This window comes from Bacillus sp. z60-11, from assembly GCF_046464135.1.
In the GTDB taxonomy this organism is placed as follows: Bacteria; Bacillota; Bacilli; order Bacillales; family Bacillaceae; genus Bacillus; species Bacillus sonorensis_A.
The window spans coordinates 454,026-478,946 of the sequence record NZ_JBIYSN010000001.1 but is presented as its reverse complement, the minus strand read 5'-3'; the positions used below and the strand labels follow the sequence as shown (position 1 = coordinate 478,946).

Below are 24,921 nucleotides of genomic sequence, written 5' to 3'. Positions count from 1 at the left end.
TTTTGCTATCTAGCATCATACCAAACGCATCATCCAAAATCAACTTTCACGCTTTCGGAATTCTTTCAGCAATGCCTGAATATGCGCCTGATGATAGCGGTTATGATCCGACAGATGCCAAATCCCCCAGCGGATCGTGGCAGCGCCTGTTTCATATGGAACCTTTTTCTGCAAGTCTGTTTCCGAAAACCTTTTAACGGTATGTTTCAATAATTCCAGCACCTCATCATACTGCTCGAGCAAAGCAGATAGCTGGACACCTTTTACGTCGGGCAACCGGCCGTTTTCATCTGTCATCGGTCCGTAGCGATCTTCAAGCTCCCTTGGAAACGCCTCTTCTCTCAATCTGTAAACCCAGCGGATGTCGACATTGATTAAATGATAGATCAGCTGGGCGATGCTGTTTTGATCGCCGCGTTCCCCTTTATATTCCAGTTCCTCCTGGCTGATGCCGGAGACGATCGATTTCAGCCGTTCAATATTTTCGTTGACGGCAGAGAACAGAATTCCGGTGACAGGCGCCATCTGTTCATTTGTGTGTAAATCTTTTATAAATGTCATTCTGTCACTCCTATTGGTTTTCGTACTGAGAAAATCCGGCCCTTTAAATGAGTGGTATGTTTATGGAGCCGTTTTTTTGAAACCCTTTGCTTCAAAGACGGAAAGCAAAATCAGGCCGAGATAAGGAATATACGCTTCCGCCAGCATCGCTCCCGGTGAATTCCATTCAAGCCACTGGAACAAAACATGTACGCCCGCGATCAATGGGGGCAGTGCCGCCAGAAATTTCACTTTCATCCAAAAAGAGAGCAGGGCGATGACGATGAAGGCAACCGCCATGACCAGCCAGCGCCCAGAACCGTCAATCGTGAGAACCGGAGCGCCCCAGAAGCGGTCGAGCAAGATGATAGCCAAGATGGAAGAAAACATGAAAATGGAATAAATCGATATGTACACGGCCGTTCTTTTCTTTCCTTTAAATGCCGAAATGCGTCCGAGAACAGGTGTCATGATGATCCCGAGCAAAATGTAAAGCGGATAGCCTATCAGCGCATATGGCGAATAGTTGAGACTGCTGTTTACAGCATCATTGAAAATAAACAGGGAGATCGCCCCGAGCAAAATGAAAAACACCAGCCGTGCGTTCTCCCTCGGTTTTGTCGAAAGCTCTTTTGCGACCTCCTGTGCATATGCTTTCGGAGAGTCCCCGAAAATTTGCCGCACGCTTTTTCCTTCTTTTTCGCCTTCTGCTGCGTGAACCGTTAGTTCATCCATAATGCCTTTAATTTCTCTATCACTTTTTCCTTTAGATACCAAATACAGTCTCATATCATCTAAAACTTCCTGCATGCCTTTTGACAACACTTTTTTTCACTTCCCCTCAACCTTTTTGTCCAGCAATGCGTCTACGCTCTCAGACAGCGTTTTCCATTTCGTGATAAATGATTGGAGCTCCTCTTCTCCTTGAGGTGTAAGCGTGTAATATTTTCGCTTCGGCCCGCTCGCCGATGCTTTCAGCTCGGTTTTGACCCAATTCTCCTTTTGCATCCGCAAAAGAATCGGATAGATGCTCCCTTCGCTTATATCTGAAAAACCGTATGACGACAAAACCTTTGTCATTTCATAGCCGTAGATTTCCCCTTTCGAGATGACAGCAAGCAGACATCCTTCTAAAATCCCTTTCAGCATTTGCGTCGAACTCATCATATTCTCCCTTCGGTATCTTGTCATACAAGATACTTACACCTTACCACACACTATTTTGTTATGCAAGATAGCAGACGTAAAAAAAGCAGGCATGCCACATGCCCGCTTACGATATTATTGCAGTTTTCCAACACCGGCTTGTGCTTGTACAATCTCAGGCACATCGGCGGCATCGTCGATTTTTTCATAGAGCTCAGGCGTCCAGCCTACTGTTGTTTTGATCGACGCATCGTTCGCTTCATTATAAGCGGAGACAACACTGATTTTTTGATCATTCAGCAGCGTGTCTTGTTCATAGAGCTCGTCTCCTTTAAAGACCTTCATCAGCTTCTGCGGCTTTGTTCCTTCAGGCATCTCGAAGTAGTTGTCTTCCGCATATATTTTTGAAGAGTAGCCGACACCCCATGAATAATTGTAGTTTTTCGTGCTTTTAAAATAGTTGTTGTAGATGTGCACTTTGCCGTAACGTACACGCGGCGCACGCTCTTTAATATTTTCGTACATGTTGTGGTGGAATGTCACTCTCAGATGGCCATTATCGGCTTTATAACTGTCGCTTGATCCGACAATCGTGTTTTTCGAATGACCTGCAAACACATTGTAGGAAACAGTGATGAAGTCAGACTGTTTTTTGATATCAAGCAGTCCGTCATGGTGCTGAAATTCGCGTCCGAAATAAGTCTCGGTTTCCTCATCAGGCTTATTTCCGTCATTGAATGAGCAATGGTCGATCCAGATATGCTTGGATGACTCGATTAACAGATTATCAAATTCAGAGTTCCAGTTCCCGCTGCTTCCGTCGGTCGGATCCCAGCCGGGGAAGAAATCATAGGCATTTTCAAACTCGATATTGCGGACAATGATATTTTCGACACCTTTGATATAAAGGCCGCCGCCGATGATTTTCGCATCATCGCCCAATCCGATGATCGTCGTGTTGGAACCGACGCGAATGATAACGCGTTCTTTCTCGTTCTTTTCAGAGCGGAGTCTTGCTTCTTCAAGCTTTCCTGACGGTTCTTTTTTGCCCCATTTCTTCGGGTCATAAGCTTTCAAATACTCTTCAATGCTGTAGTCAGGATCTTTATAATCATCATAGCCCAGAGGCTTGTTTTGATCATCGACACTGAGATCAATCGTACCTTTCACATAGATGATTTTCGGCGTGTCATTCGTGCCGTTCTTGCTGTTGTTCCCTCCGAGCGCTTCAACAAGCTGCTTCCGGTTTTCAGCTGTGTACACATGGTCTGAAGAAGCGTCGGCACCGCCGGTTGTTCCATCTCCATATGCGCCCCAGCCGTCTTTGGCCCCCAATGTTTCTCGTCCGTGGTCTGCTGCTTGGACGGAAAAAGACGAGCCGAACATCAGCAGAGGAAAAATCATCATGCTACAAAAAAATTTTTTCAATACTTGCACCTTCCATCTAAATTTTTTCACAAAAACTAATATATTCTATAAAAATACATAAAACAACAGATTTTCCTCCTATTTTTTTCGTCATTTACCAAGAGATGTATGACGAATTCCCCAAGGACATAGTGCAAAACTTACCTAAATATGAAGGCAGCTGAAATGAAGATGATGGCAGATTGATTTTTCAGAATAATAAATAAAATTGTGGCTAATCGGTGAACGGAGATGTTTGAGCTTTTCCGCAGGTTAACTTGGTGAGTGTGATTCGAGGCGAGGAGCTTTCGGCTGAAGAAAAGCAATAAGGACGGTTCAACCGTCCTTACAAAAAAACGCCAAGACCCCGGCTGCTATTAAACAGGCGAGTGTTGGCGGCTTTGATTACCATGGCTTGTCTACAGCGAGGGCCTGAGCGAGGGCTTTGCTGTGCTTCCGGTGGCTTTTGCGTTCTTCCGCCCGCTGTTCGGCTGTTTTGTGCAGCATGATCTCTTCTTCCGTCTCCGGCTCGACCTGTGGAACAGGCTGGGGATTTCCGTTTTTGTCAAGAGCCACAAATGTTAAAAAGGATGTTGCCGCAAGCTTGCGTTCGCCCGTCAGCAAATGTTCTTTAATCACTTTCACAAACACTTCCATTGATGTTTTACCGACCCATGTCACATACGATTCAAGGCACACGGAATCCTCCTGCCGGATCGGCTCAAGAAAATCGACGGAATCCATTGAAGCGGTGACCGTTTCACACCTGGAATGCCTTGCTGCAGATATCGATGCAATATCGTCGATATAACTCATCAGCTTTCCCCCGAACAGTGTGTTGTGGTTGTTTGTATCAAGCGGAAACACCCGGCTTGTTTTCACAACTTTTGATTCCCGGCAGTATCTTTTTTCTGGTCCTGTCATGTCCATTACTCCTTTGATGTCTGATTGTTTATAAGGTGAATGTTCTTTATTAAACACTATTAGAATTCATTTGTCTAAAGTTTTTTATCCGGATACTTGTGAGATTTTCTTGCTAAAACGTTTATTTCCAATCTTGCGAAGGGAATAATGAAAGTATGAAAGGAAGATGGGGGAGAGAAATATGGACTCAGCAACGCTGAAAAAAGATTATCAAGCAAGCTGCAGCAGCGAATATGATCTTTTAAAAAAAGTTGTGCTATGCAGACCCGAATACATGGAAATTGCTGAAGTCATCAATGCTACACAAAAATACTACCATAAAGAAAACATCGATAAAACGCTGGCCGTCCAGCAGCATAACAGATTGATTGAGGAATTGGAGAAACGCGGTGTTGAAGTGGTGCTTCTGCCTGCGCTGAGCCAATTTCCTGAGCAGATATTCACGAGGGACATCGGGTTTATCATCGGCGAGACCGTTTTCTCCGCTCAGCTTTCCGCCGATATCCGCCAAGGTGAAGAGAACGTGTTGCAGGAATGGCTCGGCAAGGAAAACATATCCTATAAGACCTTTAACGAAGGATATCAAATTGAAGGCGGAGACATTTTGATTGATCAAAACACCGTCTTCGCCGGAATCAGCCACAGAACGACATTTTCAGCTGTTCGGGAGCTTAAACGGCAGCTTCCCTCATATGAAGTCATTCCGATTCCGTTTGAAGAAACATTTCTCCACCTGGACTGCGTCTTTAACATTCTTTCTCCAACAGAAGCGCTCGTTTATCCAAAAGCCTTGGGAGAACAAGAATACCAGATACTAGGGAAACACTACGATCTGATCGACATAACGGATGATGAACAGTTCACACTCGGAACAAACGTCCTGGCCATCGGCAATCAAACCGTCATCAGCCTCCCCGATAACAAAAATGTCAACAATCAGCTTAGGAACCGGGGCTATACAGTGATTGAAATCGATCTGTCCGAGATTATCAAATCCGGCGGATCATTTAGATGCTGTACGATGCCGATCGTGAGAAGCTGCAGGTAAGGACTTCCTAGACCTGCTTCTTTTTTTCTGCTTTTCTGTTTAGCCTTTCCATGCTTCCTAAGTATAAGAAAAGTTTATCAGCTGTAGCGAGATAAATTCTGATGAATATCCATCCAGTCAAAGCTATGAATACTGCAGGCACGATTTTCACCAATACTTTAACCGTAGGGTTTTTCACTCGCCCCATATATATTGCCTTTAAGAATAGGAAGTAAACAACGGCGGGCAGCAGCATCCAACTTGGAATAGCGAAATTTAAAAACGGTAGCCTGCAAAGCGACAAGCTGGTCAATGCTGCTATAATCATGATACCGATGATTTTTAATGATAGGCTGATTCTAAAAGGCTTAAACAAAGTTTTGCTTGAAGCCATTAAGAGTTTTTTGTAATACGGATCAACTTTCGGTGATGAAAGCCAGCTTTGCATTTCGAAAAAACAGTATTTTTTTGGTTTAATGGGGTGCTTCGCAGCAAGATTCTTGATTTCTTGGCGGCTGAATTCGTATTCGCTCATTTTATAGCCGTCGAGCATGAGCGAGTAGGCTTCCGCATCTGAAAAAGAGTCAAGGTCTGTTCGAACACGGGAAAGCAGGGTTTGGACTTCTTCATTCACACCATACGTTTCAAACGGTCCTTTGAAGGTGCAATTTTTCCGGTATTCTTGATGTTTAACAGGAATAGATTCGATCGGGAGACGTTTTTTCAAGTGCAGCAAAGCGGTCGTTCGATGATATTTTCTCATATGGACTGAAAGCTGTTTCTCGCGGACGAGATCGGCCAGAATACTGACGCTTCGCCGCACAACGCCGGGAGTATACGTAGACGGCTCTTTTTCGTTTTCCATTTGTATAGAGGCATCACTGATAATGAAATGAGTACACTCCGGCTTGTGTTTCACCAGCGTGCTGATGCCTTGATTATCATGAACTCCTCCGTCAGCCAGTTGAACACGGATGTCCTGATCATAAAGATTGCTGACGGCAAGCGGAACAAAGACACCCGGAACGCTTGCAGAAGCGGCTACCGCATGCCCCAATCTGAAATATCTATGCTTGCACGGCCCCTGTTTCTGTTGTTTATTATTGTTGCAGTTGTCAGAGTCATCCTTTGCACAAAGATCATCATAAGACTTCACTTTTTTCCAGCTTGAAATTTCCGTCAATGAGCATCAGGCTTTTGTCTCGATCCGTCTCGCCCATTCCAGCATGAGTGAACACCCAGTTATGCCCGTTGTTTAATACAGTCGCGTTCATCAGCAATATGGGGACTTTCGCATTTTTAACAGTCGTGTCAATGGTCAGATCCTGCATGTGAATGGATTTCTTTTTTTCTTTTTGAGAACATATACCATTGAATAAAAATTTTTCAAAAAGCTCTCCGATATAGTCGCTGCGCGAGTAATTGGGCAAACACATTCTCAAGTTTTTCCATGGATTCACAAAAGTTTTCAGCCGTATGTTGCATTGAACAGCTTGAAGAAACTCGGTTTGAATGGTTGCCATCATCTCTTGATATTCTTCATCTGTTATCTCAGAGCCTTGTTTGCATTCAATTAATTTTTTCAGATGAAGATAATAAAACGCGCCGACAATTGAGCCTCCCGATACAGTTGAGATCACGTCAACATGGCGAAGCAGCCCCATGTCGGCCATTCTCGTCAGAACGCCGATATGAAAAAAACCGGCGCGAAATCCGCCGCCGGAAAGAGCCACACCAAGTTTACTTTCTTTTTCTTCCAGCATGATCAGTCTCCTTTTTTACGGTTATTATTTTTTAGGAGAACAACATTTATGCTGACTGTTTTTTATCTAGCCTGCATCGTCAATTTCGGGCCGCCCGCTTCTTCATCTTTTCTCACGTCTCCATCATACAAATGGCAGGCGACTAAGTGGCCTGTGTCCGCTTCCTTCAACACGGGCTTTTCCAGCGCGCATATGTCCATTGCCGCCGGACACCTTGTCCTGAACACACAGCCGCTCGGCGGGTCGATCGGGCTCGGGAGCTCGCCTTTTAAAATGATTCGCTTCCGCTTATCTTCGATGTCCGGGTCGGGGATCGGAATTGCGGATAAAAGGGCCTGTGTATACGGGTGAAGCGGTTCTCGATAGAGCTTGCCGCTGTCTGTGATTTCAACCATGTTTCCGAGGTACATGACACCGATGCGGTCGCTGATATGCTTGACCATTGAAAGGTCGTGAGCGATAAACAGGAAGGTGAGCCCTTTTTCTTTTTGCAGTTTTTTCAGGAGATTGACGACCTGCGCTTGTACGGAGACGTCAAGAGCTGAGATCGGTTCATCACAGACGATGAATTCCGGTTCAAGCGTGAGCGCCCTGGCAATGCCGATTCTCTGCCTCTGACCGCCGCTGAATTCGTGCGGATAGCGATCGGCAAAGCTTTTGTGCAAGCCGACGGCTTCCAAGAGCTCGTCCGCTTTTTTGAGGCGCCCTTTATTTCCCCCGTATAAACCGTGGATTTCCATCGGCTCCAGCATAATATCCCTGACCGTCAGGCGCGGATTCAGTGATGCGTACGGGTCTTGAAAAATCATCTGGATTTTGCGATTGTACTGAAACGCCTCTTGCTCATTCAATTGATGGATATTGACGCCCCGATATGTCACCTCGCCTTCGGTCGGTTTATAAAGGCGCAGCAGCACCCGCCCTGAAGTCGATTTGCCGCAGCCTGATTCACCGACAAGCCCGAATGTCTCTCCTTCTTTGATCTCAAAGGAAATCCCGTCGACCGCTTTGACCGTTTTGCCTTTCCCGGCGTCAAAATGCATTTTCAGCCGGCTGACTTTTAGGAGTGTGTCTATTTTCATGGCGATCTCCCCTTCGTTTTTGTTTAAAAGTAGCGCCTTGCCGCACACAGCTCTTTTTCATAAACCGTGCCTTTAAGAGATATGATTTCAATCGATTTTCCCGTTTTCGGCGAGTGGAGCATCCGCCCTTCCCCACAGTAGATGCCAACATGATGGACCCGGCCTTGGCCCTCTTCATATGCAAAAAACAGCAAATCTCCCTCCTCCAGCTGGCTTAAGGAAACGTCCTTGCCTCCTTTTGCCTGGTCGCCGGCATCGCGGGGGGCGAGGTGTCCGTTGGCTTTCAGCATATTGAAGGCAAACCCTGAACAATCATAGCCGAATCCGCTCATTCCCCCCCATAGATACGGAAGGTTTAAAAACGCTTTTCCCGTTTGCACGATGTCTTTGCCGGAGCCTTTGCGATGTCCTTTGATTGTCGCATCTGCTTTTTTCAGCCATTTTCGTCCCAATGGCGTCGCCACTTCAAACCAGCCGCTCTCCTCCGATAGAACAGCGAGCTTTGTGAGAAAGCTTAATTCGAGTTCTTTTGTTTTCTTTTGATCATATAAAAAAGCAGTCGGTTTTTGAATAACGGCGCAGCTTTCGGTCTTGGGATCTGTTTTTCTGACCAGGCAGGCTGCGGGAATCCAGCCCGGATAACCACGCTCATTTTTCGCAGATGGCTGGCCGGGAATGACGACAGATGCCCAGCCGTCCTTTTCCTCGAGCACCTCGACATCTTCGCCGAATAAAACCTGTGTTTGCAGAAGGTTTTCCGTACACAGCGCAAGGCGGTCTTCATATGCTAGTGACTCAAGCCAATGTCTGATAGGAGCGGGTTTTGAGAGCATCATTTCATCTGCACGGCGCGGTGCTTCGGGATGTGTCCAAACATTGGCTACCGCGACGGCGGCTGTATAGACCGTCATCAGTCATCTCCCCTTAAACCTTTGATATAATCAATCCCGAGTCCCGGGACTTCCGGAATCGTCAGTTTCCTGCCTTCATAAATGATGCCGCCCTGGACGATGTCTTCTTTCAGCATAAGCGGTGCGTCAAAGTCAAATCTTGTCACGTTTTTCTGGCTTGCGGCAAAGTGCGCGGCGGCTGTAATGCCGAGCCTCGTTTCGATCATGCTTCCAGCCATGCATTCCACACCGCAGGCTTCTGCCATCGCATTGATCGTCAGCGCCTGGCGGATGCCGCCCGCTTTCATCAGCTTGATATTGATCATGTCGGCGCTTCTTGTTTTCAAAACCAGGAACGCCTCCTCTGCTGTAAAGACGCTTTCATCCGCCATGATCGGCGTATCCACTGCATCTGTTACTTGCTTCAAACCTTCAAGATCGTGTCTGTGGACAGGCTGCTCCACAAGCTCAATATCAAGACCTTCATCTTCCATCTTGCGAATGGCTCCTATCGCCTGCTTCACTGTCCAGCCTTGATTCACGTCGAGCCGGATGTTAACCCCGGACCCGCTTACCTTGCGGATTTCGCGGATACGGGCCAGGTCTGTTGCGATGTCGTCTTTTCCGATTTTGATTTTCAAGGTGTGATAGCCTTCTTTTATATAGCGTGCGGCATCCTTTCCCATTTCTTCGGGGTCGTTGACACTGACGGTAAAGTCCGTCTCCATCTCCCGCCTGTATCCCCCCAAAAATTGATAAAGAGGCAGGCCGCACATTTGCGCTAAACAGTCATAAACAGCCATATCAACGGCCGCTTTCGCACTTGTGTTTCCAATCATCAGCTTTTCGATTGTATGAAAAATGGCGTCCGCTCTCAGTAAACTTTGGCCGATCAGCGCCGGGGCGAAGACCTGTTTGATCGCCCCTTCGATGCTTTCAAGCGTTTCGCCGGTGATGACGGCGGTCGGAGGCGCTTCTCCCCAGCCTATCGCCCCGTTCTCAGCTGTGATTTTCACGATGACAGCCTCTGCGGTATGTACGGTTCGAAGCGCGGTTTTAAACGGTTTTTTCAGGCGAACGCTGGCACGGTATGTGGTGATGTCGGTGATCTGCATGCCGGCCCTCCTTTCTCTTAAGTTTTAAGAAATTCCCGGCTCGATCGTCAGCTGTTTCCGATCGGCATCCAACACGGCCTCCGCCCCGATCGGCACGGCGATGTTCGGTGATGAATGGCCGATTTTAAAGCCGGACAGCGCCGGTTTTCCCTCGGGGACGATATAGTCTTCGATCAGCTCTTTCAGTGTCAGCGATTGCTCGCGTTTTTTCGGTGTGCAGTTATGAAAATCGCAAATCAACATCCCGGCGGCGTCGGAAAGCTTTCCCGCCATCTGCAGATGATTCAGCATCCGGTCAATGCGATAAGGCTCCTCATCGACATCTTCGATAAACAAAAGCTTTCCTTTTACATCGATTTCAAACGGAGTTCCGAGCGTGGTCGTTAAAAGGGCGAGATTACCGCCGGCAAGCTCCCCCTTCACCTTCCCTTTCACAACCGTCTTCAAAGGCGAGGTGTCATCCGTCAAAGTAAGCGTCGATTTTTGAAAAAGCTGTCGAAACGAATGTTTTGTCAGCGGATCGACGTCATCCCGGCCGATGTCCGAGCTGAGCATCGGCCCGTGAAAAGTGACAAGCCCCGTCTGCTGCCTGATGGCTGTATGCAAAAAAGTAATATCTGAGTAGCCCCAGAAAATTTTCGGGTTGTTTTTCAAGATCTGATAGTCGATGTTTCCGGCGATTCTTGCCGTTCCATATCCGCCGCAAGCGCAGATCACCGCTTTGACGGCAGGATCTAAAAACATGTCATGAAAATCGCTCAGCCGCTCTTCATCACGTCCTGCGAGATAGCCGTGTTTTTTTGCCGCGGCCCGGCCCAGTTTGACACGAAGGCCCAGCTCTTGTAAAAAAGCGACGGCGGCATCCAGCTTTTCCGGATCAGGCGGACTGGCCGGTGCGATCACTCCGACCATATCTCCTTTTTTCAGCCGTTGAGGCGTTATTTTCAACAAAAGAGTACCCCCTTTTAGAAAAATCCGCCCGGCCCTGTGCTAAGCTTGCACAGATCACAGGCGGACACGGTTTATGTTTTTTCGGCCCATTTGAGCTCGATATAGCCGACAGGGTGGCGGATGATGCCTTTTACGTTCTCTTTTTCCAAATGAACTTGATTATAGAAGTGGATGGGAATGATCGGCATTCCTTCAAACAACAGCTTTTCAGCCTGATGCATCAGCTCGTTCCGCTTTTGTTCGTCGGCTTCTTTTTTCGCCGCGTTGATCAGCTGATCATACGCTTTATTGCTCCACCCGGTTCTGTTCATCGCATTGCCGGTCTGAAAGCTTTCCAGAAAATTGACGGGATCTGCGTAATCGGCTAGGAAAGAGCTTTGGGAAAACTGAAATTTCAGCGCTTTTTGCTCTTCAAGGAATGTATTCCACTCCATATTTGCGAGCTTTACATTGACGCCGAGCGTGCTTTTAAGCTTCTGCTGAATGGCCTCTGCCATTTTTTTATGCTCAGGCTTTGTACTGTATGTCAATGTCACAGCGGGAAGCTTTTGATAATGTTCTTCCTTCATGCCCTTTTCCAGCAGCTTTTTCGCTTCTTCGGGATCATATTTAACCAAATCGCCGCCTTCCTCGCGAAAGTCCTTGCCGCTAGGTCCCTTAATACCTGGAGAGACAAAGGCCCGCGCCGGTTTTTCACCGTTTTTTGTGACATAGTCGACGATTTCCTGCTGGTCAATGGCCATCGCGAACGCTTTTCTGATGTTTTCATTTTTAAACGGCTCCATATTGACGTTGAACCTGTAAAAATAAAGGCCCGCCTGCTCGAACACTTTCACCTGGTCAGAGCCCCTCAGCTTCTCGCTCATCTCTGCCGGCACATAGGATGTATCAAGCTCATTGGACTCGAACATCTGGTAATCCGTATTTCTGTCATCAACCATCGCCCATGTGACTTTATCAAGCTTGACGGCATCCTTATCCCAATACGTATCGCTTTTTACCATCGTGAAGCTTTCATCATGCTTCCACTCTGTCAGCTTGAACGGTCCGTTGCCGACAAATGTGTCTGCTTCTTCGTGCCATTTCGGATTTTCTTCGGCGACCTTTTGATTGACGGGGAAAAAGGCCGGATTGGCGACAATGCTTAAAAACGATTTCTGCGGATGGGCCAGTGTGACTTTCAATGTTTTGTCATCCAAAGCCTCCACTTTCACATCATCTTTTGCGCCTTTTCCCGTGTTAAACGCCTCTCCTCCTTCGATAAAATAGCCGAGGAACGCGGCGGATGAACCCGTTTTCGGATCAAGCAGCCGCTTCCACGCATATTCGAAATCGCCGGCTGTCAACGGATCCCCGTTTGACCATTGCGCCTGTTTTCGAATTGTAAATGTATATGTCTTTCCGTCAGCGGAAATGTCCCATTTTTCGGCTGATGCAGCCTCAGGCTCATGATCTTTTCCAAGCCGTGTCAGCCCTTCCATAATGTTGTTCAGCGCCTGCCATGACACATTGTTAAAGCCGATCGGCGGATCGAATGACGTCGGCTCATTCTCATTGTTCAGCCGCAGGATTTGTTCTTTTTCAGCTTCCTTTCCTTTCTTTTCCGTCTCCTGACCGGCTTGCTCATTCGCCGTACACCCAAACAGCATCACAACAATCATCATAGCGGCCAAACTGCTCCACAACCTTTTCATCAAATCCCCCCGTTTCATTTGATCCTTATCACTTTCTCACCAATACGGCCCGCTCGTCCTGAAGCCAGCAGCACACATCATGCCCGGCTGTAAGTTCGGTTTTCACAGGGTGGAGCTTTTCGCACACTTCCATTGCAGATGAACAGCGGGCGGTAAACGGACACCCTTGAGGCGGTGAAAATAAATCAGGCGGCGTCCCGTCAATCGGGACAAGCTCCGCTTCTTCAATGTCAAGCCTTGGAACGGATTTCAGCAACCCTTTTGTGTATGGATGCTGCGGATGATAAAAGATGTCTTTTCTCGTCCCCGTCTCCGCGATTTTTCCGGCGTACATGACCGCGATTCTATCGGCCGTCTGCGCGACAACGCCCAAATCATGGGTAATCAACATAATCGAGACCCCGGTTTTGCGCTGTATGTCTTTAAAGAGCTCAAGGATCTGCGCTTGAATGGTGACATCAAGCGCTGTTGTCGGTTCGTCCGCAATCAGGATCTCCGGTTCGCAGATCAGCGCCATCGCGATTACGATCCGCTGCCTCATTCCGCCGCTGAATTGATGGGGATACTGCCGCAAACGCTCTTTCGGGTTCGGGATTCCGACAAGCTCAAGCATGGAGAGGGCGGCTTTTTTCGCGGCATCCTTTGAAATTCTTCGATGCTCCAAAACCGCTTCTGTCAGCTGGTCGCCGATCGTTAACGTCGGATTCAGGGCAGTCATCGGATCCTGAAAAATCATCGAAATCTCGGCGCCGCGGATTTTCCGCATCTCTTTTTCAGACAGATAGCGCAAATCCCTTCCTTTAAAACGGATCGAACCGTCGGTGATGGAGGCGGAATACTTCGGCAAAAGCTGCATGATGCTTTGTGATGTTACGCTTTTCCCGCAGCCCGATTCACCGACGACCGCAAACGTTTCCCCTTCATATAAAGCAAAGCTGACACCGCGGACAGCTTTCACCGTCCCTCCGTGTGTCGCAAATGAAACATGCAGATTTTCAACATCCAGCACTTTTTTCCGCAAACATCCATCACCTCCTCAGCTTCGGATCCAGCGCATCCTGGAGTCCGTCTCCCAGAACATTAAAGGCGAACATCGTCAATGAAATAAAGAAAGCCGGAAAAAACAGCCGCCACCAATCCCCCGACAAAATGACCGGCAGACCGTCGTTGGCCATCACGCCCCAGCTGGCAAACGGGGCTTGAATCCCTAAGCCGAGGAAGCTTAAGAACGCTTCGGCAAATATGGCTTGCGGCACCGTCAGCGTCATTTGCACGATAATCGCCCCCATCATGTTCGGAAGCAGGTTCCGCCTAATGATCCGCATCGTTTTCGCCCCAAATGTTTTGGATGCAAGAACGTGCTCATCGTGTTTGATCTTCAGCACCTGCCCTCTGACAATTCTCGCCATGCCGACCCAGCCGGTGACCGTCAGCGCAACGATAATCGTCCCGAGTCCCGGTCCCATCAAGACCATCAGAAGGATGACGACCAAAAGGTATGGAAGCCCGTGCAGGACTTCGATGATCCGCATCATCACATGATCGGTCTTACCGCCTTTATAGCCGGCAACACCGCCGTAGATAACACCGATCGCAAAATCGATCAACGCCGCCATAAGGCCGACAAAAAGCGAAATCCTCGCTCCATACCATGTTCTTGTAAAAACATCGCGGCCCAGCTCGTCGGTTCCGAACCAATGCGTTCCGGACGGAGGCAGGTTTTGCTGGGAAAGCGACTGCTGTGTGACACTGTGGGGAGAAAGAGTCGGCCCGAGAGCCGCCATGATAAAGAGAAAGATTAAAATACTCAAGCCAGTCATCGCCAGCTTGTTCTTTCTTAAAATCCGCCAGGCGTTCTGCCAGTATGAAAGGCTCGGCCTGACAACAGATTCGCTTTCACCCCTTACCTGTTTCTTCGGGGCAAACCATTCATTCGGGATAGGCCCGCCATGCGGAGTCCCATTTTCCCGGCGAACCGGAAGGCTCATATCTCTCACCCTTTCTTATGCAGTTTAATGCGCGGATCAAGGATTCCGTATGCCATATCGACTAAAAACAGCATAACGATGAGGATGATGCTGTAGAAAACGGTGGTTCCCATAATCACGGGATAATCGCGGGAGTTGATGCTTTCGACGAAGTATTTTCCCATGCCTGGAATCGCGAAGATTTTTTCAATGACGAAGCTCCCTGTTAAAATGGCGGCTGAAAGTGTGCCAAGCACCGTAACAACGGGCATCAGCGCGTTTTTAAGCGCATGCTTGATGACGATTTTAAAGGGAGAGAGTCCCTTCGCCCTTGCCGTGCGGATATAATCCTGGGTCAGCACTTCAATCATGCTCGACCGCGTCAATCTGGCGATTATCGCCATCGGTCCCATCGCCAAAGCCGTTGTCGGCAGCACCATATGCATCGGGCTCGTCCAGGTCGAAGGCGGAAAGATGTTCCAATTGACGGCGAATTGCTGAATCAAGAGGGTCGCCATAATGAAGTTCGGCACAGAAATCCCGAGGACGGCGATTGTCATCGCCAAGTAATCGATGATCCCGTTTTGCTTCAGCGCCGCAAAAATGCCGAGGGCGATTCCTGATATGACCGCCAGCACGAGCGCCGTCATCCCCAGTTCAAATGAAACAGGGAAGCCTCTTGCCAGCATGTCGTTCACACTTTGCGAAGACTGTTTGATCGACGGTCCAAAATCAAAGGTGATGATCGATTTCAAGTAGATCACATATTGCACAATGAGAGGCTCATCTAAGTGATAATAAGCTTCAAGGTTTCGCTGAACCGCCTCATTGGTGTTTCGCTCCTCATTAAAAGGAGAACCCGGAATCACTTTCATCATCACAAAGGTCAATGTTGTGATCACCAAAATGGTCACAAGCATCGAGAAAAACCGCTTCATGATGTAACCCGCCATGTCCATCACACCTTCCTAGGAAAATGTCGTCCGCATCGCCAGCTCTGTCATGACAAGCATCGCTTGGTAGGCCTCCAAAATATCTTTCGCTTGATAGCGGACAATCGTCGTTCCCGGTTTGATTTCAGTGCCGGGCATCAAGTTCGCCCACTCCGCCTGGCCGTAGTTGGCAAATTCGATGCTGAGCACCGGCCTGTCCGGAGGTGTGAGGGGCTTGACCTTGTCCCTGTTTTGCAGCGCATAAGCCGTCTGTTCCTTTAAAAGACGCCCCGCTTTCTCAGGTGTCAGACATTTGACGGCCGAACGCGAAATCGTTTCTTTCACGGCCGCGGTCGTCACGTTCGGGATCAGCTCCTTCGCTTCAGCCGCGGCCTCACTGTCACCGGCCACCATGATGACCGGAACGCCGTAATAGCCGGCTACATAAGCGTTAAAGCCGAGCTCGCCGACCGTCTGATCGTTTATGTAAAAATGCCGAACACCGAAGATCATGCTGTGCGACATCACGCCTCTCATCGACGCCCGCGCGTGATAGCCGAGAAACACCGCTCCCCCATATGTTTCATCAAGTCCCTGAACCATCGAAAACGGCTTGACATCCCCTGAAATAAGCTGTGCTTCAGGATGGAGGTGCTCGATCAAAATATTGTTCATTTTTGAATGGCTGTCATTGACAAGCACTTCTGAACAGCCGTTTTGCAACGCTGCTTCAATCACATGATTGGCTTCATCCGTCATGATCGCCCTTCCCCGCTCATAGTTCAGCTTGCTTGAATCGACAAACGTATCATCAGGAAGTCCAGAAATTCCTTCCATATCAACGGACATGTACAGCTTCACAAAATTCCCCCTCATCAAAAACATCTCAAATTTTTTATTATTTTAAGAATATTCTAACAAATTATATTAAAATCTTAATAGGATTTCAATAACTATTGGGAAATTTAGAAATTTAAGATAACAATGGAAATGTGAAGAAATTTGTCGAACAGCACGAAAAGGCTGCCCTCAAAAAGGCAGCCTCCCCGCTTATGGCCGTACGGCATCTTTTAATGATTGATACTTGTCCAGCGTTCTCTCAAACAGCTTATCAAAAACCTCTGGTACAGCCTGCTGAATAACCTCTGCGCCTTCTGCTGTAATGCCGCCTTTTGTCGCCACCCGTCGAAGGGTTTCTTCAAAGGTCATTTGTTGTTCCAACAAAAGTTTCCCAGTACCTACTAAAGAATGGATCAGGAACTCAAACGCTTCTTCTTTCGTCAGACTGCTGTTTCTGACTGCGGACTGGGCGAACTCTTCAAAAATCGCGGCGATAAAACCCGGTGAAGAGCTTGTTAAATTGCTCGCGGCATCGATATCGTTCTCGCTGATGTTTTTTACTTTGCTGAAAGGGGAAAGGTATCCTTCGAGACTGGTTTTATTGTCTTCTGTCACCCGTTCGCCGTGCACGACAAGCGAAATGCCGACTCCCGCTTCAGATGTCAAAGTCGGGATGTATCTTGATACTTGCCGGTTTGTCCATTCGTGCAGCTGTTCAAGCGTGATGCCCGCAGCAATTGACACGATATGTGCGTGTTCCTGAAGAAATGGATTGATGTTTGTGAGCGTTTCTTTCACCGCTAAAGGCGGAACACAGATGAAGATGAGTCCGCACTGCTTTGCGAGATCTTCAGACGATTGGAAGGAGACATCCGGATGAAGCCTTTGGGCGGCCGCTGCTTTGTCTCTGTCAGCCCTTGTTGCAACAAGCACCGTCTCGCCCTTTATGTTGTCTTGTTGAAGCAGCTTGCCCGCGATCATCCGCGCCATGCTCCCGTATCCGATAAAACCGATTTTGTTCAATGTTCGTCAACACCTCTGGAATGTCGTATTGTAAGAAAAAAGCATCCATATCTATTCTATCCTTTTCCTTTGACAATTTCCCACATTCTTTTCATGTTTATCCCACAGTCTTTGTTTATGATGGGTGTATCAAAGGATATGATAACAATAGGAGCGTGGAGAAAATGGAATATAACAGGGAAAATCAACCTCAAACCGAAAACGAAATCATCGTCTCTGATAAACAGCCAAATCAAAAATTAAAACCAGAACAACAAAAGCGGAGACTATCATGGATGACGCCGATCATCAGCGGCATCATCGGCGGAAGCCTCGTCCTCGGCGTGTCGACTTATCAGCACTCAAAAGACCAGACAGTCGATTCGTCCGCTCAGACACAAACCAATCAAACATCCACTTCTTCGTCAGCGAACGAGACGAAGACGGAAAAGCTGTCATCTACAAGCTCTTCCGACGTGTCAGCAATGGTTGAGAACATATCGCCGGCCATCGTCGGCATCTCAAACTATCAAAAACAGACAGAGAATGATATGTTCGGCTTTGAGAGCAGCGATAACACGAACAGCGGCAGCTCAACCGAGGAAGAAACAGGCACGGGTTCAGGCGTCATTTATAAAAAAGCGAACGGAAAAGCGTATATCATTACGAACAACCATGTCGTCGAAGGCGCAAGCAAGCTGAAGGTTTCTCTCTCAAACGGGAAAGAAGTCGAGGGCAAACTGGTCGGAAGCGACTCCTTGACAGACCTTGCCGTTGTCGAAATTTCTGCGGATAACGTCGAAAAAGTGGCGTCATTCGGAGATTCGTCAAGCTTAAGGGCGGGCGAATCGGTCGTCGCCATCGGCAATCCGCTCGGCAAAGACCTTTCCCGCACCGTCACACAAGGAATCATCAGCGGTGTTGACCGGACCGTATCCGTCAACACATCTGCCGGCGAAACGGAAATGAACGTCATTCAAACGGATGCCGCGATCAATCCCGGTAACAGCGGCGGTGCTCTGTTAAACACGAAAGGCGAAGTGATCGGCATCAACAGCATGAAGATCAGTGAAACAGGCGTGGAAGGCATCGGTTTTGCGATTCCGAGCAATGATGTCAAACCGATTGCAGAAGAGCTGATGTCCAAAGGCAAAATCGAACGTCCATACATCGGCATCAGCATGATGGATCTGAGCCAGGTTCCGGAAAACTATCAAACCGGAACACTCGGTTTAAAGAGCAGCCAATTAAACAAAGGCGTCTACATCGGCCAAGTCGCTTCAGGATCTCCTGCCGAAAAAGCGGGGCTTAAAGAAAATGATGTGATCGTCAGCCTGAACGGCAAAGAAACCGCTGCCGGCAGCACCCTTCGCAACATCCTGTACAAAGATACGCAAATCGGCGATACGATAAAAGTGAAAATCATCAGAAACGGCAAGACAATGACCAAGCAAGTGAAACTTGATCAAAAAGAAGAAGCATCTTCTTAAATCAATCCCCCCCTGTTTGATATAACAAAAAACAAGGCCCTTAACACGGGCCTTGTTTTTTATTTGATCGGTGTAAGACGGGCTTCGATTTCTGTTCGCCTGTTTTCAAGGTATGGCGGAAGCGCAAGGCTTTGTCCCAGCTCATCGAGTCCTTCGTCAACATGAAAGCCGGGTCCGTCGGTGGAAAGCTCAAAGAGGATGCCGTTCGGCTCTCTGAAATAGAGCGCTTTAAAATAATAGCGCTCAACAATGCCGGAATTCGTGAAACCGTGCGCACTGATTTTTTCATGCCATTTTTGCAGTTCGTCTTCATTTTTGACGCGGAATGCGACATGGTGGACACTGCCTTTTCCGGGACGCTCTCTTCTCATGTCTTGCGTTTCTGTGAGATGAACCTCTGTGGCGGCTCCGCCGTCTCCTGATTCAAACACAACCAGCTCCCGGCCGCTTCCATCAATCTCCTCTTTTGCAACACGCTTAAAGCCGAGAAGTTCTGTCAGCACTTCTTCAGTCGGGCCTCTATCGGGAACGGACAGCTCGACAGGCCCAAGTCCTCTGATCTGAAACTCTTCCGGAATAGGACTGTTTTTCACTGGCACCCCATGATCTTTACCTTCAGCGTCCGCTACAAGAATGATCGTTTGCCCTTCATGATCGAAAAAGCGGAGAACGCTCCGTCCCGCACGCTGCATGATCCCGTCTGGCCTGACGCCGAGTTCATCAAGGCGCCGTTGCCAAAAACCGAGGGCTTCCTCGCTCGGAACCCTGAGGGACACTGATGAAATGCAGTTTGTTCCTTGTATCTTTCGGGCCAGCATCGGAATCTCGAAAAACGTCAAATCTGAACCAGGGGTTGCAACCTCATCACCGTAAAACAAATGATACATTGTCGGATCATCCTGATTGACCGTTTTCTTGATCAGTCTCATGCCAAGCCCTTTGACGTAAAAGTCGAGATTTTTTTGCGCGTTGGCCGTTAAAGCGGATACGTGGTGAATGCCGTTCACTTTCATCTTGTATAATCTCCTCTCAATTAAATATCTCGAATTCGAGATATTTTCTTTTCTTCAAAAATAGGTGATTTCAGATGAAAAGTCAACCAATACGGCTTTCGATCCGGTTCGTTTCTAAGGGTAAGCAAAACACTAACAATATAACTTTTAATAGATTACATAGTTCGTTTATAACCGCATTTTTTTAGTTTTACTCTGTGAAAAACAATGACCTTCAAAGGAAATACGAAAATCTGAAAATTTATTTTATTTTTATTTTGAAAAAAAGGTATTACAATATAAAAATAGTTTTTTTACAAAAAGAATGACACAACAGGAGGCGTAGCAAATGAATGCAGACACAAACGGACTAAAAAAAGAGATTGGCTTGTTATTTGCGCTTTCTCTTGTGATTGGCACGATCATCGGCTCGGGCGTGTTTATGAAGCCCGGCAGTGTTCTTTCTTATTCCGGGAATGCACAGATCGCCCTTTTCGCCTGGCTTCTCGGAGGCATTTTGACGCTTGCGGGCGGACTGACGATCGCCGAAATCGGCACGCAAATTCCGAAAACGGGCGGGTTGTACACGTATCTGGAAGAAATCTACGGAGAGTTTTGGGGCTTTTTGTGCGGCTGGGTGCAGATCATCATCTACGGACCGGCGATCATCGGCGCCCTTGGGCTATATTTCGGGTCGCTTGTGGCCAACTTGTTTTCCTGGGACAAATCATGGGCCGCACTGATCGGCATTATTTCCGTCGCGTTTTTGTGCATCATCAACATCATCGGGACAAAGTACGGCGGAGCGGTCCAGACGATCACAACGGTCGGAAAACTGATCCCCATTGTATGTATTGTTGTCTTCGGGCTCTGGCAAGGTGATGAACATATTTTCAGCGAAGTCAAAAGCTTCGGCGGAGAGAATTTCGGAGCGGCGGTGCTGGCGACATTGTTTGCCTACGACGGCTGGATTCTTCTTGCCGCACTCGGCGGAGAAATGAAAAACCCGGAAAAGGTGCTTCCAAAAGCGATGACCGGAGGCATTTTGATTGTGACGGCGTGCTATCTGTTTATCAATCTGGCGCTCTTGCATATTCTGCCGGCAGAACAGATTGTCGCACTCGGTGAAAATGCGACAAGCACCGCCGCTTCGATGCTGTTTGGACCGCTCGGCGGAAAATTGATCTCCATCGGTATTATCGTCAGCATTTTCGGCTGTTTAAACGGAAAAGTTCTGTCTTTCCCGCGCGTTATTTTCGCGATGGCGGAAAAAAAACAGCTGCCGTTTTCGCGCTGGATCTCGCATGTCCACCCGACATTCCATACGCCTTGGATTGCCGTCACCGTACAGATCATGATTGCCGTCGTCCTCATGATGATCAGCAATCCGGAAAAGCTGTCTGAGGTTTCGATTTTTATGATCTATATCTTTTATGTGATGGCATTTTTCGCGGTGTTTATTCTGAGGAAGAAAAACAGCGGACAGGAAAGATCCTACAGTGTGCCGCTTTACCCTTACATGCCGATTGCGGCTATTGCCGGATCGCTGTTTGTCCTTTTCAGCACCCTGATCACAGACTTTTACAGCTGCCTCTGGTCTATCTTGATCGGCCTTGCCGGACTCCCTGTTTATGTGTGGATGAAAAAACGAAACAAAGGCGGCTCCCATGTATAAGCCGCCCGCTGCTGCCGAAGATGTCCGGCAGCTTTTTTTATCCTTTGACAGACCCGATCAATATCCCTTTTGCAAAATGTTTCTGCAAAAATGGATAAACCGCTAAAATCGGCAGTGTCGCTATGACAATGACGGCCAGTTTGATCGACTGTTCCGGCGGCACCGCACTCTCCATCATCTCATTGGTCCCGGTCAAGTCGGACAGGATCGTCACCTGGCGCAGCACCATCTGCAGCGGCCATTTGGCGCTGTCATTGATATAAAGCAGGGCATGAAAAAAGTCGTTCCAGATGCCGACCGCATAAAACAGGGCAAAGGTGGCGATGATCGGCTTTGACAGCGGAAGGGCGATCCTCAGGAATACGCCGATTTCTGAACAGCCGTCTATTTTCGCCGATTCCTCGAGTTCTTTCGGCAGCTGCTGAAAAAAGTTTTTGATAATGATCAAATTAAACGGATTAATCGCCATCGGCAAAATTAAAGCCCAATAGGAATCGAGCAGTCCGAGTGTTTTGACGACGATATAGGTCGGAATCATCCCCCCGCTGAAAAGCATCGCGAAAATCACGAGATTTAAAAGCAAATTCCTGCCTTTGAGGTTCCGTTTCGCAAGGGGATAGGCCATCGTAAACGTAAACAACAGCTGAACAAAAGTTCCCACAACCGTAATGAACACGGAAACCCCCATGCTTCTGATAAAGGTCGGCGTAGAAAAAATGTAGCGGTACGCATCCAGTGAAAAGGTTTCCGGAAAGATAAAGAAGCTCCTTTCCGACAGCTCGGCTTCTGTTGCAAAAGACCCGGCGATGATGTACAGAAATGGCAGCACCGTCACAAGCCCCAGGCAGCCAAGAAAGACAATATTAAACACATCGAACACCCGCCCGGCTTTCGTATTATGGAGCGATTCTGAAGCGGACATCCCATCACCTCCATTCATTAAAACAGACCATCCTGGTCGAATTTTTTCGCGACATAATTGGCACCGAAAATCAGGATGATGCCGACGACTGATTTAAAAAGGCCGACTGCCGTGCTGTAGCTGTAAGCCCCTTGGGTAATCCCAACCACATAGACATACGTGTCAAAGATTTCGGCGACGCTCCGGTTTAATGAATTGGTCATTAAAAAGATCTGTTCAAAGCCGATGTTTAAAAAACTGCCGATTCTTAAGATAAGGAGCACGACAATCGTACTTCTGATCGCGGGCAGCGTGATATGCCACATTCTCCTGAAGCGCCCGGCCCCGTCCATCACCGCCGCTTCATACTGTTCCTGGTCAACGGCGGCAAGCGCCGCCAAAAACAGAATCGTTCCCCAGCCCGTCTCCTTCCACATGCTTTGCAGCACGATCATCGGCCTGAACCATTCGGGATCGGAGAGAAATGAGATCTCCCCTCCCGTTACATGCTGCAGCATTTTATTGATAACCCCTGTATCAACCGTAAAAAAGACAAATGTGATGCTGACGACGATCGTCCATGAGACAAAGTGCGGCACATAAATAAACGTCTGAATGCATCGTTTATAAATCGCATGCCTTAATTCATTCAGCAATAGCGCCACGATCAATGGCGCCGGAAAGGCGAAAAGCAAGTCGAGAGCGGCCAGCATCAGCGTGTTGCGCAAGAGCCGGAAGAAATCGGGATTCATAAAAAAATCCTTGAAATACTCGAATCCGACCCATTCGCTCTGCCAAAAGCCGAGATATGGGGAATAATCCTTAAAAGCGATCAATACGCCCCACATCGGCCAATATTTAAAGATGAGAAAATATAAAACACCGGGAACGAGCAGAAGATAAAGCCATTTGTCCCGTTTAAAGGCCGAGAGCCCATTTGTTTTTCTAGCCGCCTTGACAGCGGCCTTCTCCGTTTTTGTGGCGATTTCCATGTCCTAAACCCCCTTTCGTGTGCATTGGCGGAGATGGGCTATTCAGCCTGCCGGTACAATTGATTAAGCTCCTTCATCAAATCCTCGCCGCCGCTTTTATACCAAAGCTCAACGGCATCCTGAAAACCTTTTTCATCAATGTCTCCGATGATAAATTGTGTTTTGGCGTCAAGGATGATGTTGTCGAGCTGTGCGCCTTTTTGCGTGTACACATCTGAAACGAGCGATTCTGCCGGGTTGAAGACGGCGATTTTTTCTCCTTCTTTGATGATCTGTTCACGGTGCTTGAACAGCTTTGACGTTTGTTTTTCAATGTAATATCTTTGTTCCGGAATCCCCATGCTGAACTGGGCGAGCCCTTCGTGTTCGTAAAGCAGTTTTTTGTTATTTTTTTCTAGAGATGTGAATGTTCCGTTTTCGAGCTTATAATTACGCCCCTCAATACCGTTGTTGGCAATGATCTGAGCCTCTTTATCGTTCATTTTGTCCAGGAAGCTCAAAACCTCCCTCAGCTCTTTCTCCGTTTTGACGCTTGCCTTCGGGATGGCAATCATTCCGGCATAGCCAGACGTGGGGAATGTATAGGTCCCCTTCGGCCCTTTTACCGTACCGACGACATCGATCACACCCTTGTTGGCGGGGTCGGCTTCCTCAAGAGCGCTTTGGATTTGTGAAGCCCTTGAACCTGTATCGACGATCACGCCCGCTTTCCCTTTGACGACGGGGTCATTCCATTTCGCCGAATCCATTACGGCAAAATCTTTATTGATCAGCCGTTCATCATAAAGTTTTTTAAAGAACCGCAATGCCTCCATATACTCCTCTGTCGTAAAATCGGGAACGAGCTCGCCGTTCTCATCTACGCCATAGCGATTCGGCGCGCCGAACCAAGTCTGCATAATATCCCACGGACTCCCGTTTCCAAGCCCCATCCATTTCGGCACAACCATGCCGTACGTATCGTCTTTCCCGTTCCCGTCGGGGTCTTTTTCTTTAAATGCTTTCAACACTTCATAAAAATCATCGATCGTTTTCGGCATATCGAGCCCGACGTTGTCCAGCCAGTCGGTTCTGATGATGATCGAAGCCCGAATCAGATCCCTCGCCCTGTATATGCCGTAAATCTCGCCGTTGATCGAGCTGTTTTTCATGATCTTTTCATCAGCCTTGCTGAGATTCGGGTAATCTTTTAAGTATGGAGACAGCTCCCAGAACGCGCCCGCTTTAACCGATTTGATAAATCCTGGTGATTTGTCGGTGATAACGATCGCGTGCGGCAAATCTCCGGACGCCATGACAATGTTGAATTTGTCATTGTAGGAAGAGTTCGGAACCCATGTCACGTTAATTTGTTTTTGCGTATACGTTTCAAGCGCTTTCAATGACGGGCTGTTTTGCCCCGGACTTTCCGGCGATAGAAGCGGTGCCATGATGTGGATCACATCCTTTTGCTTGTCCTTTTCGTTTTGGCTGGATGATTCGTTTGCGCTGCAGCCCATGAGAAGAAAAAAGGCGGCGGAGGCAGCCAGCCATTTTTTCCCCTTGCTTTTTACTACCGGCATTTTCATTCCCCCTTTATGATTTAACAATA

24 protein-coding genes are annotated in these 24,921 nt (G+C 47.9%); 3 read left to right on the top strand and 21 right to left on the bottom strand.

All coding sequences use genetic code 11. The features are described from left to right. Nucleotides 1-39: 39 nt before the first annotated feature. The 5 genes from ACINLD_RS02530 to ACINLD_RS02510 all read right to left on the bottom strand — a co-directional run bounded on the left by ACINLD_RS02530 (nucleotide 40) and on the right by ACINLD_RS02510 (nucleotide 4,017). On the bottom strand, nucleotides 40-561 hold the full coding sequence (locus ACINLD_RS02530) for a DinB family protein (protein WP_077736960.1): 522 nt from the start codon (nucleotides 559-561) through the stop codon (nucleotides 40-42). Nucleotides 562-621: 60 nt separating this feature from the next. After that, nucleotides 622-1,329, bottom strand: a complete 708-nt coding sequence (locus ACINLD_RS02525) for an HAAS domain-containing protein (protein WP_236251224.1) — start codon at nucleotides 1,327-1,329, stop codon at nucleotides 622-624. Nucleotides 1,330-1,371: 42 nt separating this feature from the next. Next, entirely contained in the window at nucleotides 1,372-1,704 is a 333-nt protein-coding gene (locus ACINLD_RS02520) for a PadR family transcriptional regulator (protein WP_026586668.1), read from the bottom strand. 117 nt (nucleotides 1,705-1,821) lie between these two features. Next, nucleotides 1,822-3,114: a polysaccharide lyase family 1 protein gene (locus ACINLD_RS02515; protein WP_081692829.1), complete on the bottom strand. Its 1,293-nt coding sequence runs from the start codon at nucleotides 3,112-3,114 to the stop codon at nucleotides 1,822-1,824. 384 nt (nucleotides 3,115-3,498) lie between these two features. Next, nucleotides 3,499-4,017 carry an acyl-CoA thioesterase gene (locus ACINLD_RS02510; RefSeq protein ID WP_026586666.1) on the bottom strand — a complete coding sequence of 173 codons (519 nt, stop codon included), beginning with the start codon at nucleotides 4,015-4,017 and terminating at the stop codon, nucleotides 3,499-3,501. Between the two features lie 181 nt (nucleotides 4,018-4,198). On the opposite strand from ACINLD_RS02510, the gene ACINLD_RS02505 reads away from it, so the two are divergent. Continuing rightward, a complete protein-coding gene (locus ACINLD_RS02505) occupies nucleotides 4,199-5,065 on the top strand; it encodes a dimethylarginine dimethylaminohydrolase family protein (RefSeq protein WP_077736962.1) in 867 nt (288 codons plus the stop codon). A 7-nt stretch (nucleotides 5,066-5,072) separates the two neighbouring features. Here the strand turns inward: ACINLD_RS02505 and ACINLD_RS02500 are convergent, their stop codons facing one another. From ACINLD_RS02500 to proG, 12 genes are all read right to left on the bottom strand, one after another. Continuing rightward, nucleotides 5,073-6,200 carry a hypothetical protein gene (locus ACINLD_RS02500; protein ID WP_142246131.1) on the bottom strand — a complete coding sequence of 376 codons (1,128 nt, stop codon included), beginning with the start codon at nucleotides 6,198-6,200 and terminating at the stop codon, nucleotides 5,073-5,075. Next, nucleotides 6,187-6,807 carry a patatin-like phospholipase family protein gene (locus tag ACINLD_RS02495; protein ID WP_077736964.1) on the bottom strand — a complete coding sequence of 207 codons (621 nt, stop codon included), beginning with the start codon at nucleotides 6,805-6,807 and terminating at the stop codon, nucleotides 6,187-6,189. The genes ACINLD_RS02500 and ACINLD_RS02495 overlap by 14 nt, the downstream gene beginning before the upstream one ends. Nucleotides 6,808-6,869: 62 nt before the next feature. Beyond that, the gene (locus ACINLD_RS02490; protein ID WP_026586663.1) at nucleotides 6,870-7,889 is read right to left on the bottom strand and encodes an ABC transporter ATP-binding protein; all 1,020 of its coding nucleotides are present in this window, start codon (nucleotides 7,887-7,889) and stop codon (nucleotides 6,870-6,872) included. A gap of 23 nt (nucleotides 7,890-7,912) precedes the next feature. After that, a complete protein-coding gene (locus ACINLD_RS02485; protein WP_077736965.1) occupies nucleotides 7,913-8,800 on the bottom strand; it encodes a C40 family peptidase in 888 nt (295 codons plus the stop codon). Next, complete coding sequence (locus ACINLD_RS02480) at nucleotides 8,800-9,894, bottom strand: mandelate racemase/muconate lactonizing enzyme family protein (protein WP_026586661.1); 1,095 nt, start codon at nucleotides 9,892-9,894, stop codon at nucleotides 8,800-8,802. Before ACINLD_RS02480 ends, ACINLD_RS02485 begins: the two co-directional genes overlap by 1 nt. 24 nt (nucleotides 9,895-9,918) lie before the next feature. After that, entirely contained in the window at nucleotides 9,919-10,806 is an 888-nt protein-coding gene (locus ACINLD_RS02475; protein ID WP_256860501.1) for an LD-carboxypeptidase, read from the bottom strand. Between the two features lie 110 nt (nucleotides 10,807-10,916). Next, entirely contained in the window at nucleotides 10,917-12,557 is a 1,641-nt protein-coding gene (locus ACINLD_RS02470; RefSeq protein ID WP_179115740.1) for a peptide ABC transporter substrate-binding protein, read from the bottom strand. Between the two features lie 10 nt (nucleotides 12,558-12,567). Further along, nucleotides 12,568-13,560 carry an ABC transporter ATP-binding protein gene (locus ACINLD_RS02465; protein ID WP_026586658.1) on the bottom strand — a complete coding sequence of 331 codons (993 nt, stop codon included), beginning with the start codon at nucleotides 13,558-13,560 and terminating at the stop codon, nucleotides 12,568-12,570. 7 nt (nucleotides 13,561-13,567) lie between these two features. Beyond that, entirely contained in the window at nucleotides 13,568-14,527 is a 960-nt protein-coding gene (locus ACINLD_RS02460) for an ABC transporter permease (protein WP_026586657.1), read from the bottom strand. A 5-nt stretch (nucleotides 14,528-14,532) separates the two neighbouring features. Further along, on the bottom strand, nucleotides 14,533-15,459 hold the full coding sequence (locus ACINLD_RS02455; RefSeq protein WP_026586656.1) for an ABC transporter permease: 927 nt from the start codon (nucleotides 15,457-15,459) through the stop codon (nucleotides 14,533-14,535). Between the two features lie 15 nt (nucleotides 15,460-15,474). After that, nucleotides 15,475-16,299, bottom strand: a complete 825-nt coding sequence (locus tag ACINLD_RS02450; RefSeq protein WP_077736967.1) for a M55 family metallopeptidase — start codon at nucleotides 16,297-16,299, stop codon at nucleotides 15,475-15,477. A gap of 189 nt (nucleotides 16,300-16,488) precedes the next feature. Continuing rightward, nucleotides 16,489-17,301: a pyrroline-5-carboxylate reductase ProG gene (gene proG / locus ACINLD_RS02445; protein ID WP_077736968.1), complete on the bottom strand. Its 813-nt coding sequence runs from the start codon at nucleotides 17,299-17,301 to the stop codon at nucleotides 16,489-16,491. A 164-nt stretch (nucleotides 17,302-17,465) separates the two neighbouring features. Between proG and ACINLD_RS02440 the strand changes: the two genes are divergently transcribed. Continuing rightward, nucleotides 17,466-18,770 (top strand): S1C family serine protease, encoded by a 1,305-nt coding sequence (locus ACINLD_RS02440; RefSeq protein WP_077736969.1) that lies wholly within the window; start codon nucleotides 17,466-17,468, stop codon nucleotides 18,768-18,770. Nucleotides 18,771-18,829: 59 nt separating this feature from the next. Here the strand turns inward: ACINLD_RS02440 and ACINLD_RS02435 are convergent, their stop codons facing one another. Further along, nucleotides 18,830-19,783 (bottom strand): ring-cleaving dioxygenase, encoded by a 954-nt coding sequence (locus ACINLD_RS02435; protein ID WP_077736970.1) that lies wholly within the window; start codon nucleotides 19,781-19,783, stop codon nucleotides 18,830-18,832. Nucleotides 19,784-20,111: 328 nt separating this feature from the next. Between ACINLD_RS02435 and ACINLD_RS02430 the strand changes: the two genes are divergently transcribed. Then, on the top strand, nucleotides 20,112-21,437 hold the full coding sequence (locus ACINLD_RS02430; protein ID WP_077736971.1) for an APC family permease: 1,326 nt from the start codon (nucleotides 20,112-20,114) through the stop codon (nucleotides 21,435-21,437). Between the two features lie 37 nt (nucleotides 21,438-21,474). On the opposite strand, the gene ACINLD_RS02425 is transcribed toward ACINLD_RS02430, so the two are convergent. Genes ACINLD_RS02425 through ACINLD_RS02415 form a run of 3 tightly spaced genes read right to left on the bottom strand, consistent with a single transcriptional unit; the run spans nucleotide 21,475 to nucleotide 24,892 of the window. Continuing rightward, nucleotides 21,475-22,359 carry a carbohydrate ABC transporter permease gene (locus tag ACINLD_RS02425; protein ID WP_077736972.1) on the bottom strand — a complete coding sequence of 295 codons (885 nt, stop codon included), beginning with the start codon at nucleotides 22,357-22,359 and terminating at the stop codon, nucleotides 21,475-21,477. A 17-nt stretch (nucleotides 22,360-22,376) separates the two neighbouring features. Continuing rightward, on the bottom strand, nucleotides 22,377-23,330 hold the full coding sequence (locus tag ACINLD_RS02420; RefSeq protein WP_026586640.1) for an ABC transporter permease: 954 nt from the start codon (nucleotides 23,328-23,330) through the stop codon (nucleotides 22,377-22,379). Nucleotides 23,331-23,368: 38 nt separating this feature from the next. Continuing rightward, nucleotides 23,369-24,892: an extracellular solute-binding protein gene (locus ACINLD_RS02415; protein WP_035428021.1), complete on the bottom strand. Its 1,524-nt coding sequence runs from the start codon at nucleotides 24,890-24,892 to the stop codon at nucleotides 23,369-23,371. Nucleotides 24,893-24,921 lie beyond the last annotated feature (29 nt).

Bases quoted from the DNA above. Each gene is read 5' to 3' on its own strand.
- ACINLD_RS02480 (WP_026586661.1), bottom strand. From the start codon at position 9,894: ATGCAGATCACCGACATCACCACATACCGTGCCAGCGTTCGCCTGAAA.
- ACINLD_RS02430 (WP_077736971.1), top strand. From the start codon at position 20,112: ATGAATGCAGACACAAACGGACTAAAAAAAGAGATTGGCTTGTTATTT.
- ACINLD_RS02505 (WP_077736962.1), top strand. From the start codon at position 4,199: ATGGACTCAGCAACGCTGAAAAAAGATTATCAAGCAAGCTGCAGCAGC.
- ACINLD_RS02435 (WP_077736970.1), bottom strand. From the start codon at position 19,783: ATGAAAGTGAACGGCATTCACCACGTATCCGCTTTAACGGCCAACGCG.
- ACINLD_RS02495 (WP_077736964.1), bottom strand. From the start codon at position 6,807: ATGCTGGAAGAAAAAGAAAGTAAACTTGGTGTGGCTCTTTCCGGCGGC.
- ACINLD_RS02415 (WP_035428021.1), bottom strand. From the start codon at position 24,892: ATGCCGGTAGTAAAAAGCAAGGGGAAAAAATGGCTGGCTGCCTCCGCC.
- ACINLD_RS02455 (WP_026586656.1), bottom strand. From the start codon at position 15,459: ATGGCGGGTTACATCATGAAGCGGTTTTTCTCGATGCTTGTGACCATT.
- ACINLD_RS02520 (WP_026586668.1), bottom strand. From the start codon at position 1,704: ATGAGTTCGACGCAAATGCTGAAAGGGATTTTAGAAGGATGTCTGCTT.
- ACINLD_RS02470 (WP_179115740.1), bottom strand. From the start codon at position 12,557: ATGAAACGGGGGGATTTGATGAAAAGGTTGTGGAGCAGTTTGGCCGCT.
- ACINLD_RS02490 (WP_026586663.1), bottom strand. From the start codon at position 7,889: ATGAAAATAGACACACTCCTAAAAGTCAGCCGGCTGAAAATGCATTTT.
- ACINLD_RS02510 (WP_026586666.1), bottom strand. From the start codon at position 4,017: ATGACAGGACCAGAAAAAAGATACTGCCGGGAATCAAAAGTTGTGAAA.
- ACINLD_RS02530 (WP_077736960.1), bottom strand. From the start codon at position 561: ATGACATTTATAAAAGATTTACACACAAATGAACAGATGGCGCCTGTC.
- ACINLD_RS02475 (WP_256860501.1), bottom strand. From the start codon at position 10,806: ATGGTCGGAGTGATCGCACCGGCCAGTCCGCCTGATCCGGAAAAGCTG.
- ACINLD_RS02460 (WP_026586657.1), bottom strand. From the start codon at position 14,527: ATGAGCCTTCCGGTTCGCCGGGAAAATGGGACTCCGCATGGCGGGCCT.
- ACINLD_RS02485 (WP_077736965.1), bottom strand. From the start codon at position 8,800: ATGACGGTCTATACAGCCGCCGTCGCGGTAGCCAATGTTTGGACACAT.
- ACINLD_RS02525 (WP_236251224.1), bottom strand. From the start codon at position 1,329: ATGAGACTGTATTTGGTATCTAAAGGAAAAAGTGATAGAGAAATTAAA.
- ACINLD_RS02420 (WP_026586640.1), bottom strand. From the start codon at position 23,330: ATGGAAATCGCCACAAAAACGGAGAAGGCCGCTGTCAAGGCGGCTAGA.
- ACINLD_RS02440 (WP_077736969.1), top strand. From the start codon at position 17,466: ATGGAATATAACAGGGAAAATCAACCTCAAACCGAAAACGAAATCATC.
- ACINLD_RS02425 (WP_077736972.1), bottom strand. From the start codon at position 22,359: ATGTCCGCTTCAGAATCGCTCCATAATACGAAAGCCGGGCGGGTGTTC.